At 39.1% G+C, this 17055-nt stretch carries 13 protein-coding genes and 4 pseudogenes; 8 read left to right on the top strand and 9 right to left on the bottom strand.

Going from position 1 to position 17055, the window contains the following annotated elements; genetic code table 11:
* Positions 1-449: 449 nt before the first annotated feature.
* Positions 450-2390: pseudogene (locus V7K35_RS19435) on the top strand (calcium-binding protein); the annotation flags it as partial.
* 87 nt (positions 2391-2477) lie between these two features.
* Here the strand turns inward: V7K35_RS19435 and V7K35_RS19430 are convergent.
* Positions 2478-2639: pseudogene (locus V7K35_RS19430) on the bottom strand (DUF58 domain-containing protein); the annotation flags it as partial.
* 282 nt (positions 2640-2921) lie between these two features.
* On the opposite strand from V7K35_RS19430, the gene V7K35_RS19425 reads away from it, so the two are divergent.
* From V7K35_RS19425 to V7K35_RS19415, 3 genes and pseudogenes are all read left to right on the top strand, one after another.
* Positions 2922-3386, top strand: a complete 465-nt coding sequence (locus tag V7K35_RS19425) for a hypothetical protein (protein WP_335080815.1) — start codon at positions 2922-2924, stop codon at positions 3384-3386.
* 101 nt (positions 3387-3487) lie between these two features.
* Positions 3488-3751 (top strand): annotated as a pseudogene (locus V7K35_RS19420) (creatininase family protein); the annotation flags it as partial.
* A gap of 177 nt (positions 3752-3928) precedes the next feature.
* Positions 3929-4432, top strand: coding sequence for a 2TM domain-containing protein (locus V7K35_RS19415; protein WP_335080814.1), 504 nt, complete (start codon positions 3929-3931; stop codon positions 4430-4432).
* A 482-nt stretch (positions 4433-4914) separates the two neighbouring features.
* On the opposite strand, the gene V7K35_RS19410 is transcribed toward V7K35_RS19415, so the two are convergent.
* The 3 genes from V7K35_RS19410 to V7K35_RS19400 all read right to left on the bottom strand — a co-directional run bounded on the left by V7K35_RS19410 (position 4915) and on the right by V7K35_RS19400 (position 8659).
* Entirely contained in the window at positions 4915-5958 is a 1044-nt protein-coding gene (locus tag V7K35_RS19410) for a 3-deoxy-7-phosphoheptulonate synthase (RefSeq protein WP_335080813.1), read from the bottom strand.
* 198 nt (positions 5959-6156) lie between these two features.
* Positions 6157-7815, bottom strand: a complete 1659-nt coding sequence (locus V7K35_RS19405) for an alpha-amylase family glycosyl hydrolase (protein ID WP_335080812.1) — start codon at positions 7813-7815, stop codon at positions 6157-6159.
* A 466-nt stretch (positions 7816-8281) separates the two neighbouring features.
* Positions 8282-8659, bottom strand: coding sequence for a DUF1823 family protein (locus tag V7K35_RS19400; RefSeq protein WP_335080811.1), 378 nt, complete (start codon positions 8657-8659; stop codon positions 8282-8284).
* Positions 8660-8787: 128 nt separating this feature from the next.
* Between V7K35_RS19400 and V7K35_RS19395 the strand changes: the two genes are divergently transcribed.
* Positions 8788-9027: a hypothetical protein gene (locus V7K35_RS19395; RefSeq protein WP_335080810.1), complete on the top strand. Its 240-nt coding sequence runs from the start codon at positions 8788-8790 to the stop codon at positions 9025-9027.
* 228 nt (positions 9028-9255) lie between these two features.
* Entirely contained in the window at positions 9256-9912 is a 657-nt protein-coding gene (locus V7K35_RS19390; RefSeq protein WP_335080809.1) for a pentapeptide repeat-containing protein, read from the top strand.
* A gap of 117 nt (positions 9913-10029) precedes the next feature.
* Here the strand turns inward: V7K35_RS19390 and V7K35_RS19385 are convergent, their stop codons facing one another.
* The 3 genes from V7K35_RS19385 to fraC all read right to left on the bottom strand — a co-directional run bounded on the left by V7K35_RS19385 (position 10030) and on the right by fraC (position 12617).
* On the bottom strand, positions 10030-10809 hold the full coding sequence (locus V7K35_RS19385; protein ID WP_335080808.1) for an ABC transporter permease: 780 nt from the start codon (positions 10807-10809) through the stop codon (positions 10030-10032).
* A 226-nt stretch (positions 10810-11035) separates the two neighbouring features.
* Positions 11036-12043, bottom strand: a complete 1008-nt coding sequence (fraD, locus tag V7K35_RS19380; RefSeq protein ID WP_335080806.1) for a septal junction protein FraD — start codon at positions 12041-12043, stop codon at positions 11036-11038.
* A gap of 34 nt (positions 12044-12077) precedes the next feature.
* Positions 12078-12617 carry a filament integrity protein FraC gene (gene fraC / locus V7K35_RS19375; RefSeq protein WP_335080805.1) on the bottom strand — a complete coding sequence of 180 codons (540 nt, stop codon included), beginning with the start codon at positions 12615-12617 and terminating at the stop codon, positions 12078-12080.
* Between the two features lie 236 nt (positions 12618-12853).
* Here fraC and V7K35_RS19370 point away from each other — a divergent pair, with 236 nt between their 5' ends.
* Positions 12854-13990, top strand: coding sequence for a cob(I)yrinic acid a,c-diamide adenosyltransferase (locus V7K35_RS19370; RefSeq protein WP_335080803.1), 1137 nt, complete (start codon positions 12854-12856; stop codon positions 13988-13990).
* Positions 13991-14035: 45 nt separating this feature from the next.
* Here the strand turns inward: V7K35_RS19370 and V7K35_RS19365 are convergent.
* Together V7K35_RS19365 and V7K35_RS19360 are read right to left on the bottom strand one after the other, a co-directional pair.
* A pseudogene (locus tag V7K35_RS19365) lies at positions 14036-14531 on the bottom strand (diguanylate cyclase domain-containing protein); the annotation flags it as partial.
* Between the two features lie 490 nt (positions 14532-15021).
* The gene (locus V7K35_RS19360; protein WP_335080802.1) at positions 15022-15258 is read right to left on the bottom strand and encodes a hypothetical protein; all 237 of its coding nucleotides are present in this window, start codon (positions 15256-15258) and stop codon (positions 15022-15024) included.
* 618 nt (positions 15259-15876) lie between these two features.
* On the opposite strand from V7K35_RS19360, the gene V7K35_RS19355 reads away from it, so the two are divergent.
* The gene (locus tag V7K35_RS19355; protein WP_335080801.1) at positions 15877-16887 is read left to right on the top strand and encodes a cyanophycin synthetase; all 1011 of its coding nucleotides are present in this window, start codon (positions 15877-15879) and stop codon (positions 16885-16887) included.
* The last annotated feature ends 168 nt before the right edge of the window (positions 16888-17055 follow it).

The following is a 17055-nucleotide window of genomic DNA, read 5'->3' as shown; positions in this document are numbered from 1 at the left end:
CGCCGCAGGCATCGCTTAATCTTGATCATAGCCGCATCTACACCCAACCCAGGCGTTAGCGTTGGTGTCGCCTCTGGTAGAGAAGCTTACTTATCATACCCCTACGGGGATTTTGCTACGTGTAGCGTTCCGCAGGAAAGGTATCACCGAAGCTACTGAGTCAAGGATAATTAAAAAAGCCTGAAACTATCTATTTGACTAGAATGCACACGCTGATAATTGTGTACGGTGCCTAAGATTTAGATAGTTCTCAATAGTTGGCAAGTCTTATTTACAAGCCAGTTAAAGGGTGAATCTTCGAGAAATATTACTGATGCTCAAGGGTGACGTTAAACTATGCCGAAAATGTCAAATTTTGGCGAGTTATTTGTGCCCTAAAATAGCACTAACAGCAGATTGAGAACTTAAGTTACTGAAAAAATCGATTTAGGTTGGTAAAAGTTATGGCAAATATCATTGGAACTAACGGTAATGATACCCTACTGGGTAGCGACAGTGCGGACACGATTAAGGGTCTTGCCGGGAATGATACTATCACAGCTAACCAGGGCAACGACACTCTGATTGGTGGAGGCGGCAAGGATAAATTTGTTTACAACTTGGGTGACGGTACTGATACAATCACCGATTTCGCTGGCATTGGTAAAGGTATAAATCCCACAGCAGCAGTGATTGCCGAAGTGGATACCATTAAATTCCAGGGTACTGGCTTAACTGCCCGAAATCTGCTGCTTGCCCAGAATGGCAGCAATCTAGAAATCACCTTTGAAGGGCAAGATGGTACAAAAGTCATCCTGCAAAACTTTAAATTAGAAAACTTGGAGAATCTAAAAGCTTCTGGAGCCAGACCAGCTATCGGTAATATCCTGTTTGATGGACAAACTAGCATCACCGACAGCTTTAATGTCCTGGATGCTAACTCTACTTATCCGAGCATCGGCATCAAGAACACGGTGACTTTCCTCAATGACCTCTCTAACAATATTACGGGTTTAGATAACTCAAATGATGTCATCAATGGTCAGGGGGGTAATGACCGCATCGACGGCTTGAGTGGCAACGACATTCTCAGAGGTGGTGCGGGGAATGATACTCTCATTGGTGGTGCGGGAAATGATACTCTCGTTGGTGGTACGGGGAATGACTCCCTCGTTGGCGATAACCTGCTTTCTGGAGACGATGGCAATGATTCTCTTTCCGTCTCTGGCTACCACAGCTACAGCTACTCAAACGACTACGACTCTCGCTCGTCTGGCAAGAACACCCTTAACGGTGGCGTTGGTAACGATTATTTGAGTGCTGAGGGTTCAGCAGGCAATAACCTACTGGATGGTAGCGCTGGCAATGATTCTCTCTCCGTCTCTGGCTACCACAGCTTTAGCTACCCAAGCGACGATTACGACTCTCGTTCGTCTGGCAAGAATACCCTCAATGGTGGCGCTGGTGACGATAACTTGAGTGCTAGCGGTTCAACAGGCGATAACCTGCTCAATGGTGGCAATGACAATGATTCTCTCTCCGTCTCTGGCTACTACCAAGGAAATCCCTACGTCTTTACGGACTCTCGCTCGTCTGGCAATAACACCCTCAACGGTGGTGCTGGTAAAGATACTTTGAGTGCTAGCGGTTCATTAGGCAATAATCTACTCAATGGTGGTGATGGCGATGATTCTCTCTCCATCTCTGGCTACTACAGCTACACCCCTTACGAAGATCCGTACGAACCCCGCGACCTCTCCACCACATACGACTCTCGCTCGTCTGGCAAAAACACCCTCAACGGTGGTGCTGGTAACGATAACTTGAATGCTAGCGGTTCAACAGGCGATAACCTACTCTCTGGGGGCGATGGCAATGATACTCTCTCTGCCTCTAATGCCTCTGGTAATAACACCCTTTATGGTGATTATGGCAATGATATCCTCACTGGTGGCCGTGGCAATAACACTCTCAACGGTGGTGCTGGTAACGATACCTTGAGTGCTAGCGGTTCAACAGGCAAGAACCTGCTGTCTGGGGGCGATGGCAACGATATCCTGACAGGTGGTTTTGGTAATGACACCCTCTATGGAAATAATGGTACTGATACCTTTGCTTTCAATAGTTACAATGAAGGTGTTGATCGTCTTTATGACTTCAATGCCACTAATGAAATCATTCGGGTATCGGCTGCTGGTTTTGGTGGCGGGTTATCAATCGGTTCACTTCAGACAAGTCAGTTTACCCTCGGAGCATCTGCAACGACGATCGCTCAACGATTTATCTATGATTTTTCTACAGGTGGACTGTTCTTTGACCAAGATGGCAGTGCGTCTGGGTTTGCTAAGGTACAGTTTGCACAACTATCTGCTGGATTGTCACTAAGCAAAAACAATTTTGTGGTTGTCTAATCGTGATTAGTACTTTTTCATCACTTTAGGCATGGATTGTGAGGTGCTGAAAATAGCACCTCGCATTCGATTTATCAATGCAATTAGCTAAAGCTGATTTCGCGCTTTGAGTTGCAGATATCGCTCAACTAACTGATCGGCAATTTGATTTGCTGGTGCATTTAGTACTAATACACCTTTTTATTTCAACTTAGCAAATGCTACTTGTCGTTGCATTAATAAATCGAGTGCCACAGCACGGGCATAAGCAAAGGATTAGGCAAGGCTTGGGGCTAGAAGCTCATTGCGCTTCTCTATCAATAGGGGGATTCGACTGGCAGCACAAGGCATTTTTAGCTTTTAGATCAACTTGAAAGTTGCAATCCAATTAAATTTTGTTAACTTAAAAGTAAGAAAAAATATCTCACCTATACTAAATTGGGATTGGATCTATTTTTTTAAAACCAGGATAAAGTCCTGAAAAACGCCTGTTTCAAGCTTTTTTCAAGTCTGTCTTAATTACGAATTAGCAATTACGAATTAGGAATTACTATGACACCTGAAAAGGAAATTCAGCAGCAAATTGCCGAAAATATCGTTTCATTGGGTGAAGTATTGTTTAGCGCCCAAGCATGGAAGTTCTTCCAAAGACTAGGCAGGGGCTACCTCTATCTACATAAAGTACTCCAGATAGAGCATACTAGTGGGAATAATTTTTCGCTAGTTGAAGGTGCATCGCAGCTAGGAGACAGAATGTATTATACTGCTAAAGGCACTGAAGCTTGGCAGATGATGCAACTCTCAGCAGCAGCCGCTAGACAACCAATACTATATGCCCAGTTTTGCGCTTTCATTGACAACTACGACCCAAGAAAAGAGTTTGTAGTAATTGTGGGTTTTAATTATGGTTCTGATGCTAGAGAATATTTCTTTTTAAGAAGACCAGAAATTCCCCCTGAGCAAGCTTTTACAATTGTGAGCGATCGCCCCTTAGAATTTGGCATCGAATCACTATAATCTTGATTTGTCTAAGTTTTCAACCATTCAAATTGAATTTTATTGTCAAGTACCTGTGGGGGCAACTTGAATAACATGGCCCTTATCTGCGGTTAATTGTAGATGCTGAAACTAGCATTATGTTATCGATTTTGCCAGAACAAGTAAAGCTAGAAAAAACTGTTGCAGAGTATCCTCCAGAACAGTCAGAAATTATTTTACTGAGTTGGGAAGGTAAGTTACCTGTGGCTTGGGTGACGCGAGATATCAGTAAAAGTGAAGTGATTGGCGACGCCACAATCGCAACCAAAGAAAAAGGCGATCGCATCCTCGAATCTGTCCCTAACGGTTGGGTACAAGTTATTAAAGATATTTATGCCTATTGACAACCAAAAGTGCAGGAGCGATAGACGCATTTTACTCAAAGTTAAAAATACAATACATTAGACGCGCGACAACATCCAGATTTGCTAATGTAGAGATAATGGAAATAGTACTGGCGTAGCTACTTAAAATCTATTGGGTTGCAAATTTCTATTAAAACCAATATAAGCGAAAGAATTATGACAGCGTTTGAACCTCAAAGCATCCGCTCTTATAGCCAAGAAGATGTCCAACAAATTCTGCACTTAGCGATCGCTCGTCAAGCTAATGACAAGGATACAGAATTTTCTTATGAGCAAATATTAGAAATTGCTGCTGAGTTAGAAATCTCACCTGATTCTTTAAAATTAGCCCAACATGATTGGTTAGTACAACAGGGTCAAGTTGAACAGCGAAAGGCTTTTGACGCCTACCGCATCAAAAAATTTCAGAAGCGTCTAGGCAATTACGCAATTTTAAGTGGCTTTTTTATACTGTTGAATTTAATTACTGGTGGTGGAATTTCTTGGTCGCTGTACATTTTACTATTCTGCGGATTGCCTATAGGACTAGATGTTTGGAATACCTTTCAAATCAAAGGCGAAGAGTATGAAATGGCATTTCAGAAATGGAGTCGTAAGCATCAGATTAAGAAAACCATCAGTACAGTTTTAAATAAATGGTTTAAGGCATTACAGGCTTAGTAGATTTGCTTGCGTAAGCGTACCCACACGGAGAATCGAGCTGCGCGTAGCATCTCGAAAACAAGCTCGTCGTAAACATCGCTAATTTAAAAAAAACCCCCGCAGGAGAATTTGGGGTCATATTTACCGCAATAGTTGTTGTGTAACACCAAAGCTAGAACAAGAAAACGACACAGTAATTTTTGGATAGGTTTATACAGACAAAATTAGATAGCTGCTTTTCATGAATGTCAACTATGGGTTGAGGAACTCATGGAATCTATTCGCAATAGGCAAACTTTTATCGGCGAAGTTTAAAAGCTATGTCACTTATACAGTAAGCTTTTTAGCTCACTTGTCGCCCCCTCAAGTATTTTTTATTATTTTACATAAGGTTCATATTATATAAAAACGAAGCGGGGATTGTCATATATGGGTAATGACAAGCCCTACTAGCGTTGGGGAGTAAGATTCAAAACCTCTGAAAACCTCCGCTATAATATTTACTTAAGTTTTTCGTGAGCAGCCAAAATAATTTTTTCGGTTTCTTCCCAGCCAATGCATTTATCAGTTACAGAAGTACCATATTTTAATTCTTCTTGTTTACCAGTAATTGATTGATTACCTTCATACAAATGGGATTCCAACATCATGCCAACTATTGATGTATTACCATCCACTATTTGCTGAATAATATTTTCTAAGACAATACCTTGTAATTTGTAATCTTTATTGGTATTGCCGTGGCTACAGTCAATCACAATTCTCGGTGGTAAATTTGCCTGTTTTAATTTCTCTTCTACCAGTTTGACATTTGCTGGATCAAAGTTGGGCTGAGTACCACCCCTTAAAATTACGTGACCGTAGGCATTACCTTTAGTTTGAAATACGCTGACCTGTCCGTTTTGATTAATTCCCAGAAAATTATGCGGGTTTCTAGCTGATTGTAGGGCATTCAAAGCTACTTGAATATTACCGTCAGTACCGTTTTTAAAACCTACAGGCATCGAAAGCCCACTTGCCATTTCGCGGTGAGTTTGTGATTCGGTCGTGCGTGCTCCAATGGCAGACCATGTAATCAGTTCACTAATGTATTGAGGAATGATTGGATCTAGTGCTTCTGTCCCAGCAGGTAATCCTAATTCTGTAATTTTTAATAACAGGTTCCGGGCAATTAACAAACCATTTTCTACATGGAAAGAATCATCCATATCTGGATCATTAATTAATCCTTTCCAGCCTACAGTTGTTCTTGGTTTTTCAAAGTACACTCGCATAACTAATAGCAAGTTATCCTTAACTCGCTCGGCCAATATTTTCAATCTCTCAGAATATTCGAGCGCTGCTTTAGGATCGTGGATTGAGCATGGGCCAACTACTATAAATTTTCTGCGATCCTGAAAATCCAGGATATATTCTATTTCCTGTCTAGATGCTAAAACTCTTTGTTCAGCTAATTGTGTTAAAGGTAATTTTGATTTGATTTCATTGGGAGTTAATAAAATGCGATCGCTCTCGATATTACTATTAAATAATTTGTTGTGCATGGGGATGATTTGGCAATTTTATATCCGCACTTCAACTCAAAAGTGTAACACAAACCGATGATATTTTAAAATAGCCTGTTTTCTGCTTGACAAATTTCTAATGAAACTGTATATACATAAGATAATAACTGAAAAAGGGGAAAAATGTTTCCCCTTTTCTTTGCTATTGGACTACCGACTCAGCAGTAGTGTATATCATTACTGCCATACAAACACTTTGGCTTCGTATGGTCCCAAATCAGCTACGATACCATCGTCACTAGCTTCGACATCATAATTCCCTGTCCACTCGTGCCATGTACCACTGCTTGCTAAATTAGGAACATGATAGTCACCTAGAAAATTTTCTGAAAAATTAGCTACCACGACTACACGAGAACCTTCATCATTCCAACGAGTATAAGCTAATACTTTTGCCTCGGGATTTTCGTGGATAAAATCAATATTTTCTGTGTAGAGGGCATGATTATTTTTACGCAGGTTGGTTAAGCCTTTGTATGATTCAAATAAACCACGATTTAAATCATTACCTAACAGCGTCCAATCAATTTTGGATGATTCGGGTTGTTTAGGTTTATACTCGCCAAATTCCTCTCCCATCCAAATCAAAGGTATACCAACAGCAGTCATTAGGATGGCTACTCCTAATTTAGCCCGCCTAAAGGCATCTTCGTCAAAAATCTCACGGTTCCCCAATTCAACCATGAGATGGTTATGGTCGTGGTTGGTGAGGTAATTTACCACATTAGTGGCACCCAAAAAGCCTTGGCGCTTGCAGTCAATGACATCTTTGAGACGCTCTAAATCAAATGTATCACCGCAGATATGTTCTAAAATGCAGTGATAGAAACTATCATGCCAGCAACCATCCATTGGCCCATCTACATTGGTAATGCTGGTAGTTTCAGGAATGTATTCGGCAACGTTGTAAAAAGGCTTCATGCTAGCAGTTTTTTTAGCTTCTTGAACAATCCAGTGCATGAAGTCGTAGTTAGCAATTTGCCGTGCTGCATCATAGCGAATACCATCAAGATGATATTCCCCAATCCAAAAACGGATTGTATCACCAGTAAATTTCCATGCTGGATGAATATCTAATTTTTCGTCATAATGTTCATAATTAAACTCAGGTCCCCAGTTATTACCAGGGTCACGGGGAGAGTGATGATACCAATAATCGTGGTCAATTTGTGTTAAAGGAGCAGATGCTTCTGAGTGGTTATAAATACCGTCAAGAATCACACGAATACCTTTAGCATGACACTCATCAATCAACTTTTTTAACTCAGCAGTTGAACCATAACTAGATTCTGTTGCAAAGAAGTGGCGGGGATTATAACCCCAACTATAATCACCAGGATATTCTTTAAGTGGCATCAACTCAATAGCGTTAATTCCCAGTTCACACAAATAATCTAACTTTTCAATGACATGTTTGTACTTACCTCGTGCATAAAGGTCATCCTCACCACCAGAAAAGTCACCGACATGCAATTCATAAATTACCAATTCTTGGTCAGCGGGTAAAGGTTTATCATCATGTTGCCAAATATAAGTATCAGTAATCCTTTTACCATCTTTTACCTGGATAACACCATCATCTTTTCCACTTTGTTCATCTATATCAGTTGCATAGGGGTCTGTGACATCAACCCATTGTTCTGGTTCCAAAAACCATGAATTTGATTGGACGCGGAATTTATATTTATAAACGCCGTCTTCTAGTTCAACACTTGTACGAAAATAACCATCATCACCTTTTTCCATTGGAATTTCCTGCCAATCAGAAAAAGAACCAATTAATGCGGCTCCTTTGTTGTAAGGTGCAAATAAATTAAATTCAATTGGCTTTGCCATAAAAGTGTTTCTAATATCAATGGTTGATAGGAATATTTTCTGATGCTCATTTGAATTTGCAAATCACTCTAGAGAAATAATTATATAACCAGTGCTTCTATCTTCAGGAATAATTGATAAATACTTTATAAAAATTAATTATTTTTTGGCAATTTTTGACTGTTTATAGCATTTACTTTGTGATTAATATTCAAATTGACTGATTACAACTTTGTCTTTAAAGTATTATTCTATTTAAATAGAAAATATTAGTTAATAAATAAATTGATAGTTTTTTATTAAGTCATAAAACAGCAGATATTCGGTAATGAAAACAATATTGGTAATAATAAGATACTTTTTACTAGAGCAATGTGATTTAATTTATGATAATTGCAATCCATAGATCCCCGACAACTTTTACGAAGCCGGGGATCTTGTTTCTCAGAAAGGATTTAGGATTACTAGAAATATCTGCCGCATGAAATTACTCAATTTTGCCGTTAGTTTGTTGTAGATAACTTAATAACCAATTCGCCGCCGTCGCCCTGCGAGTTTGTCGAGGCCCAAATTCACCAATTTTGTAACCTTTGAAACCCAGTTTTTCTTTTAGCATTTGTTTATTTTCAGCAGGAATGGAACGAGTCAACTTGACTGTTGCAGGGCGAGATTCAATGAAATCTGGTGGTTGTGGGTACTCATCTTGCCATTCTGGTGCAACTTGGCTAGTGTCCCAGTGTGCAGTTGAGGAATCATAGCGATAGCCTAAATAATGCCATAGCAACTGGTTGACTGTGGCATCATCAAGTTTCTCGTTAAGAATTGCCCAAATTGTTTCTGTATTCAGTGGTGGTAGGTTAGACATAAGCAATTCCAAATTCAAAGTTGAAAGACTGACTTAGTAATTAAAATAAATCGTAATTCGTAAATAGGGGATTTGTTGCAAAATATAGTCGGTGGCAAGCAGAAATGAGGTGATTAAGAGTGGGATAATTGCGATCGCTAAGAGTTGAATTTACCCTATCTCTGGGATTTACCTATGAGGATGGTCAAACTTTTCTCTTCGATAACCTTGCAACCCCCTTTGGTATTGGCCCTGACGCCAATGGAGTTAGCCGTACTAGTATAATTAAATTTGGTCAAGTTATCGATCTGAGCGATCGCGGTAATAACGCCCAGGATGATGGTTTATACTTTAGCCTTCGCTATCAACTTAGTAAAGTGGTGCGTTAGTATTTAGTGTAACGCACCCTACCAACTTGACTTATCAATGTTTCCTGACCTATGTCAGCATTCTTTGTTTTAAAAACCACTTCAAAAACGTATTTTCAGGTTATTGGCGATTTTTTAAGAATTTATTTTTGATTATTTACTGAGCTGATCTCCATTTGGGGTGTACTCTCAATATACGGTAACTATCTACTCGAACTTTGAGATAAATTACACCCAGAGGTGAATACCATGAAAAATTATGCAGATAAGCAGGAATTTATATTAAGTCAAATTACAAATAAATATTTTCAGCGCCGAGATTTCAGTGGATGTGACTTGAGTGGAATCGACCTGAAAGGAATTGATTTAAGTGGTGTTAACTTCATAGGAGCGGATTTGCGTGATGCAAATCTGTGTGGCTGTGTCCTCACTCGTGCTAATTTAAGTGGCGCAAATTTGATGCAAGCTAGCTTACGTGAAGCTAATTTGTATGAAGCATCTTTGTGTGAAGCTAACTTGATTAATGCTGATTTAACACGAGCAAATTTGTGCGGAACTTTCTTATGGCGGGCAAAATTCACAAATAGTAATCTTTGGGGTGCTTCTTTGTGTGATGTAGATTTGAGGGAAGCAGACTTAAGTGAAGCCAAATTAATTGAAGCATCACTGATTGAAGCTAACTTAGTTAGAGCAAATCTCACAGAAGCAAAGCTATGTGGAGCAAAATTACTAGAAGCTAATTTAACTGAGGCCAATTTAACTGGTGCAGACCTGACATGGGCAAATTTAACCAAGGCAAACTTGAGTAAGGCAAACCTTTGGGAAACAAACCTGATTTATGCGAAGTTCCGAAATACTATCATGCCTGATGGCACAATTAAGCAACCCCAGATAATGATTTATTAAAAGAATTAGGAGTGATTCAATTTTAGATTTTAGATTTTAGATTTTTCCTTAAATTTAAAATCTAAAATTAGCAGAGTTAAGAGAGAATAACTTTCTGTTTGTTCTTCTGCCCAATGACTAAAATTCGCGTTGTGAAAAGATAAGAATAGCGATCGCTAACAACATGGCACTATAAAGTAAGCCATAGCCAGCATTCATAATCAGTGCAGTTATGTCAGGTAGTGCTTGCAGACCATAAACAGCATCATTTTTCAAATCTAATCGAGATAAATCTGGTAAGATGAGAAACAAACCTTGAGTTAGACGTTCGATACCAGGGTTGTGACTAAGACGACCAAGTTGTACTAAATCTTGAGTAATATTTCCGATTAAATATACTGCAAAGGTTAAAATAGTCGCTAGCAAAGAAGCAGTAAAAACACCAAAGGTAATAGCTATAGCAGTGATTAATGATAACTGTAAAAATAAGAAAATTGCCGCAATTAGAATGCTCCCCGTTGGATGAGGAATGTTACCAAATTGCAGAAATATCAGATAAATTGCTGTCATCGTGGTGATAAGTACAGCTAGTACTGCGGATAAACCCAAGTATTTGCCGACGATAATTTCGCTGCGGCTGACAGGTTTAGCAATTAACATTAAGACAGTGCGTTTTTCAATTTCTTTATTAACCAGTCCTGTACCAACAAATATCGTCACAATTAACCCGATGGCATTCATCGCCACCATCCCAAAGTCTAAAAACATTTTGTCTTCAGTCGTAGCCGCAAATTCAGGAAGGACGCGGAAAGCAGTGGCAAGTATTAAGGCATAAAAACCAATAATATATAGGATGCGATCGCGTACCACTTCCTGAAACACATTCTTTGCCAATACAAAAATTCTGTTAATAGTCATTTATCATTTTTCCCTCATTTTCTCATCTCCCTCACCGAAGTTTAGATTTTAAATTTTGGATAATGGAATTGAATAATTCAAAATCAAAGAATTTAAAAATGCCTGTCCCTTACGCGTCTTGTAAAAGTTGCCCCCAAATTTAAATGCGAGAATAAATCTAAAATTGTTCGACTGAAGCGTTCGCGAGAGTGTCTCTAAGAGTTGCCATCTAAAATACAAAATTGAGTCACTGCTGCGGAGGCGGTGATCCAGCAATTAATTTATTGATGCGATCGCATTCAATTTCTGCAACTGTAATCTTATTCCCTGGATTGTTAGTTGCTGCAACCGGTTCAATCCGACAAGATTTTTTCAAGTAATAGCCCCGTGGGTTAGAACTTGGGCCTATCCAAATACTTAATAAATCTAATATATATCCAGACTTAGTATTAGCTACACGCGGTTCAACGTGCCATAGTTCCTTCTCTTCATATCTCCCAAGGTTTTTTTGAATTACTTCCGTACTCAGAGTTCTTACCCGCTGTTTCGCATCTAGCAACCATTTTTCTACTTCCGACCAAGGTCTTTGATCTATTTCTTCTACTACTCTTGGTTGAAGTTTTTCTAAAATCACAACACCGTTTTGCGGTATTTTTACTCGTTCTTCTGTTCTGACAACAAAGGCACTACGTTTAAAAGTATCTGCCTGCAAACTGGGATATTGTTGGAACCAATTATCCATCACAAAGTAAAACTGAATCCAGCAACTTAGCAGCATACTACTAGCAACTAAAATTATAATTCTTTGGCGGTCTTCTGGCTTAGGAATTCGAGCTTTAGCGTCGGTGTCATTTCCTTCAATAAATTCTGGTATTGCTGTAATTAGTGATGAAATTGTTGGCCAAAAAACGATTGTTCTTGATGTAATTACATCTTGTTGACTTCCAAAAGCAAAAACGCTAACTAAGAATCCAGTGATCACTGCCCCGACTGGCATAAAAGTACCAGGAACCCTCAAAGGATCTTCAGTTGTATACCAAGCTGTGCCAGCAATTAAAAATAACCAACCGAAAAAGGCAATTATATCTTTGATATAACCTGTAGCACAATATGAAAGTACCCAAGAAAAAATACTCAGATAAATAAATGTCTGCCAGGAATAAGCTTTGGGTGGAACTAATAGCTTTCTAATTCCCGCATAAAGCCCTTCCGTAAATTTAAAAAGCCCAAATACATCTTTAAATAGCGTATTCATATTCCTCATCACACCTGATTAATCACTATTCTTCCTACTTTGAGCGAAACAATAAAATAATGGTGATAGCACTATAACTCACAGAATTCGCAATTAACATAGTAGTGACTAAATTGGTACTTTGTAATCTAAGATTGCTAAAACTCCGCCAACGCCGCCGTTGAGATGTTTTAGGTTCCTCTTCTTTTTTAGCAAATGATTCATTTAATAATAGTAGTAATCCTCTTAAAAGGAAGAATTTTATCAAAAAAGTAGCAAAAAAAACTCCAAAAGCAGTTAAGATGATAAACGTTTGTGTTTTGGGTGATTTAAAATTATTAAAAAACATATAGTTAATTAATTCTGATTTCACCTGGATCGGCAACATTGGTTCTGATACAAAAAATATGATCCAACCAATCACACTAGAAAACAGATTGATAGAAATGGCATAAAAAATACTGGATTTTTTGTCAAATTTTAGTCGATTGTGGAAAACATATGCTTCGATGGGGATGGCAATCAGTACAAATAAAAAGTCAAACAGAATTCCACCAATGGGAAAAATCCTGGGAGGTATCCAATTTTCAGGCATAAATGGTCAACGGTAAGGGTTAACTGTAGAGAGTATAACTGGGATAGTGAGGGTGATGGGGGAAATTATCACATTAGACATGTCCTTTACCATGTTGGTGTGCCAGTATTCCTTTATTGATATTGTTAATATATCAAGCTGATGCTTGTACGGGCGTGTTAGAGGAGCAGTTTCTCAGATGAGAGGACAAGACGTTAGGTAAGATTAAAGACTGCCACGTTATAGCTTTTCGAGAGATGACAAGGAACGGTATTGGTATTCGCACGGCGCAAGTGCGTCAGGAGCGGCTCATCGGTCAAATTCACGTCTACGATGGCGTGGGTAAAGGTAAGTCTCAAGCGGCTTTGGGAGTGGTTTTGCGCTCCATTGGCTTGGGGATAAATACGCCTAGCAATTCTAATCGGGTTTTACTGCTGCGGTTTTTAAAAGGACCGGAACGTGATTATGATGAAGATGGCGCGATCGCAGCTTTGCAGCGCGGTTTTCCCCATTTAATTGACCAGGTTCGCACTGGCAGAGCCGAATTTTTTGGGCATGAGGAAATTATCCCCTTTGACCGAAATGAAGCGGAGCGGGGTTGGGATGTAGCCAAAGGTGCGATCGCCAGTGGTTTATATTCAGTTGTGGTTTTAGATGAAATTAACCCTGTTCTGGATCTAGGTTTGCTACCAGTGGATGAAGTGGTAAAGACATTAAAATCCAAACCCCAAGAGTTAGAAATCATCGCCACCGGACGCGCTGCGCCGCAAAAGTTGCTCGATATTGCAGATTTGCACTCAGAAATGAAACCTCATCACCACCCAACAGCTAAAGCCCTCTTACTTGAAGGGATTGAAATTTATACTGGTGCTGGGAAAGGCAAGTCTACCAGTGCTTTGGGCAAAGCTTTACAGGCCATTGGTAGGGGAATCAATCATCCCGGTTCTACCCGTGTGTTGATTATGCAGTGGCTCAAAGGTGGTAGCGGGTATACAGAAGACGCAGCGATCGCTGCCTTGCAGCAGTCATATCCAGAAGTGGTGGATCATCAGCGCTGCGGTGGAGATGCGATCGTCTGGCGAAATTCCCGGCAAGAATTAGACTACGTAGAAGCCGAACGGGGTTGGGAAATCGCTAAAGTTGCGATCGCCTCTGGAATGTATAAAACTATTATTCTCGATGAACTCAATCCCACAGTTGACTTAGAACTACTCCCCGTTGAACCCATTGTCCAAGCTTTACTCCGCAAACCTCGCGACACTGAAATCATTATCACTGGTCGCTGCCAAAATCAACCAGCGTACTTCGACTTGGCTAGCGTCCACTCAGAGGTTTATTGCCACAAACACTATGCTAATCAAGGAGTAGAACTCAAACGGGGGGTAGATTTTTAGGCGTTGCTGATAAAGAGTAGAAATTTAGTCTCACGCAAAGGCGAGGCAAATTTTGTCGGCAACATGAGTCGCCCCCTCAGTGTCTGTGTTAGGTAAAATCATAGCAAATTCTTCCCCACCATAGGGCAACTAGCTCTGCGGGACATTTAATAATATCTTTGATGGCTTTAGCAATTTCTTGAAGACAGCGATCGCCTACCCGATGACCATAAGTATCGTTATATAATTTGAAGAAATCAACATCGCAAAGAATCAACGAAAGGGTTCGTTGCTCCCATTTCAGGCGCTACCACTCTTGGTTAAAATACTCTTCAAACCGTCGGCGGTTAGCTACTTGAGTTAATCCATCGATAATAACTGATCGCTGCAATTCCACATTAACGGCTTCCAGTTTTTGCTGTAACTGAAATTGTTGAATCAAGCGTTTTACCCGTTGTCGCAAAACTGGCCAGTGAATCGGTTTGTTAACATAATCCATTGCCCCCACTTCAAATGTACGGTCAACTGACTCTTGATCTTCAACTGCTGTAATCATTAAAATTGAGATGGTAGGTGGATTTACGCGCCTGCTGTACTAGGCTTTTCTACCAGATGCACAAAGCGATCGCTAATGTGCGGCTGATGCGAATAAACTTGAAGTTAATGGCTCACCAATATAGACGCGCAAAGGCTTACTGTTTGGTAAATTATCAAGGGTGGCTCAGAAACTTGGATTTGGAAAGGTAGAATACAAAGGTCAATATGCTCGTTGGCAACATCCAGAATTTTTAAGTGAAGCGTCAATCAATTTTGGATTGTGGTGGGGATTGAGAGCAAGGGTTATAGGGATTGAATTTTCCTTTCCCCTTTAACCCTTCCCTTTTCACCACAAGAGTGCAAAAGTGCCTTTTGCAAGAGACGCTCATGAACAGAGTCAGGACAAAGCACCCTCTACGCGAACACAATTTAGAACGAAAATCTCTTTCCCTGTTCCTTATCACCTGTAAGCTGTTCCCTATTTTCAAGATAGGTCTATTGCCTATACTTGTACTTTAAATGACAGCTTCTTGGTGTTGACAATCAAAAACAACCATGTAGGAAGCATTTGGTATTTCCTGGGGGAGGTGCCGCATATAGCCATCGGCATCAGAACGGCTGCGGAAGCGAGCAACAATCTCCCGTTGTGTATTAGGAAGTAGACGAGCGATCGCCCAAGAATTGAGCCGCTCTTTATAGGCAACAGCCTGATTGTCTGATTTAGTAGCTTTGTTATCCGTATTTTCTGGCATAATTCTGTTATCCGTATGAAGTTTAATCAAGGGCGTCAATTAGTTTCTAGGTAGGAATGCACTAACGCTTTTTTTTAATGCTGCTGCCACCTTGTTATTCGATTATTTATAGATTGTCAACACTTAACGCTATATTTTAGACCAACTAAGTTGGAATTTTCAGCTGGCTATGAATCTCAAAAGCTTAATTTGCAATTGTTTCCAGGACACAACAAAGCTCAAGCAGAAAGTTTGGCAAGTATTGGGTTTGCATGATTTTATGCATACACAGAAGTAAAGTCCGTATCAGTGGTAAAGCCAACAGTGATGTCTGAAAAAATACTCTTAAAACTCAGTTGGAAATGAACAATAACGTGCCTAAAATTAATGGGCGCAGACACACTGTTAAATTTTCTATAAGTGCATTCATTAAAGCCATATTGCGGACATTTACGTTCTTTATAGTTAGTCTATATATTTAAATTTTAATTATTTTTTTAATATTAAAAAAATAAATTTTTTCTTAGGTTTTTATTAGAGTTTTAGGGACAATACATAGTGCAATTGTTTAATTTAGAATATCTTGACTAATTGCTATAGAAAAGTTAATATTTCCCCAAACAAATTATAATTATGATAATGGAAACACCCTTTGTAACATCAATAATTCAAAAAGTAGCAGAGGAAATAGGAGCAGTAGTTTTAGTAGATCCCGAATGCACCTTTGTGGGACTGATTACGTTTAAAAACGGCAATAAAACCTTTTTTCGTACTACTAGGTTTAGCGTTAATTCTTCTGCTTCAGCTTCAATAGCAAAAGACAAAGGGGTTTCGAGCTTTTTTCTGAATAAATTTGGCTATAAGGTTACTGAAGGAAAAACATTTTTTAGTAAAGAATTATGCGAAGAAATAGCTAATTACAGGAATATAGATGCAGGATTCTATTATGCTAAAGAGTTGGGATTTCCCTTAATTGTCAAGCCAATTAATCTCAGTCAAGGAGCATTTGTTACAAAGGTTCACAACAAGCAAGAATACTATCAAGCAGCCAAGAAAATCTTGCAAAAAATCTCAGGGTTTATTGTCGAGCGATTCTATAGTGGCAATGATTATAGAATTGTAGTATTTGATGATGAAGTAGTTTCAGCATATCAAAGAATTCCCCTATTTATAATGGGAGATGGTCAATCTAATGTTTTTGAACTTCTGCAAGAGAAACAGGAAACTTTTATCAAAAATGGTAGAAAAGAAATTATAGATTTTGAAGATTACAGAATCAAAAAAAACTTGCAAAGACGAAAGTTAAATTTTAGTAGTGTTATACCTAAAAACAATATAGTCTATCTTTTAGACAATGCAAATTTATCGACTGGAGGTGAGGCAATAGACTTTACTGAAAATATCCATCCAGACTTTCAAAAATTAGCAGTAAGTATTACAAAAGATATGGAATTGAGATTAGCAGGTGTGGATATTCTTACTAGTGATATAACGTCACCAATGGTGGATTATACAATCATTGAAGTAAATGGCGCTCCTAGCTTAACTCACTATGCTTCATTTGGTGAAGTTCAGACAAAAAGAGTAGAAAATTTATATCTTAAAATTCTCAAAGCACTTGAAAATGAGAATAATAGAAAAAACTATTGATTTTAAGTAGATTTACCAGCACCCCCAGAACCAATGATTAAGATTTTGTTCACCTTAGGTTTGCATCTCCCTTTTCAAGCTAAAGAGGGTAAGCATTACTCACCCAAATAACCGTCTTCAGGGCAACTCAATACGCCGCTACAATAGTACCACTACAAGGATTATGCC

The sequence above is a fragment of the Nostoc sp. genome (genome assembly GCF_036917275.1).
Taxonomy (GTDB): Bacteria; Cyanobacteriota; Cyanobacteriia; order Cyanobacteriales; family Nostocaceae; genus Nostoc.
This window is presented reverse-complemented; position numbering and strand designations above follow the sequence as displayed.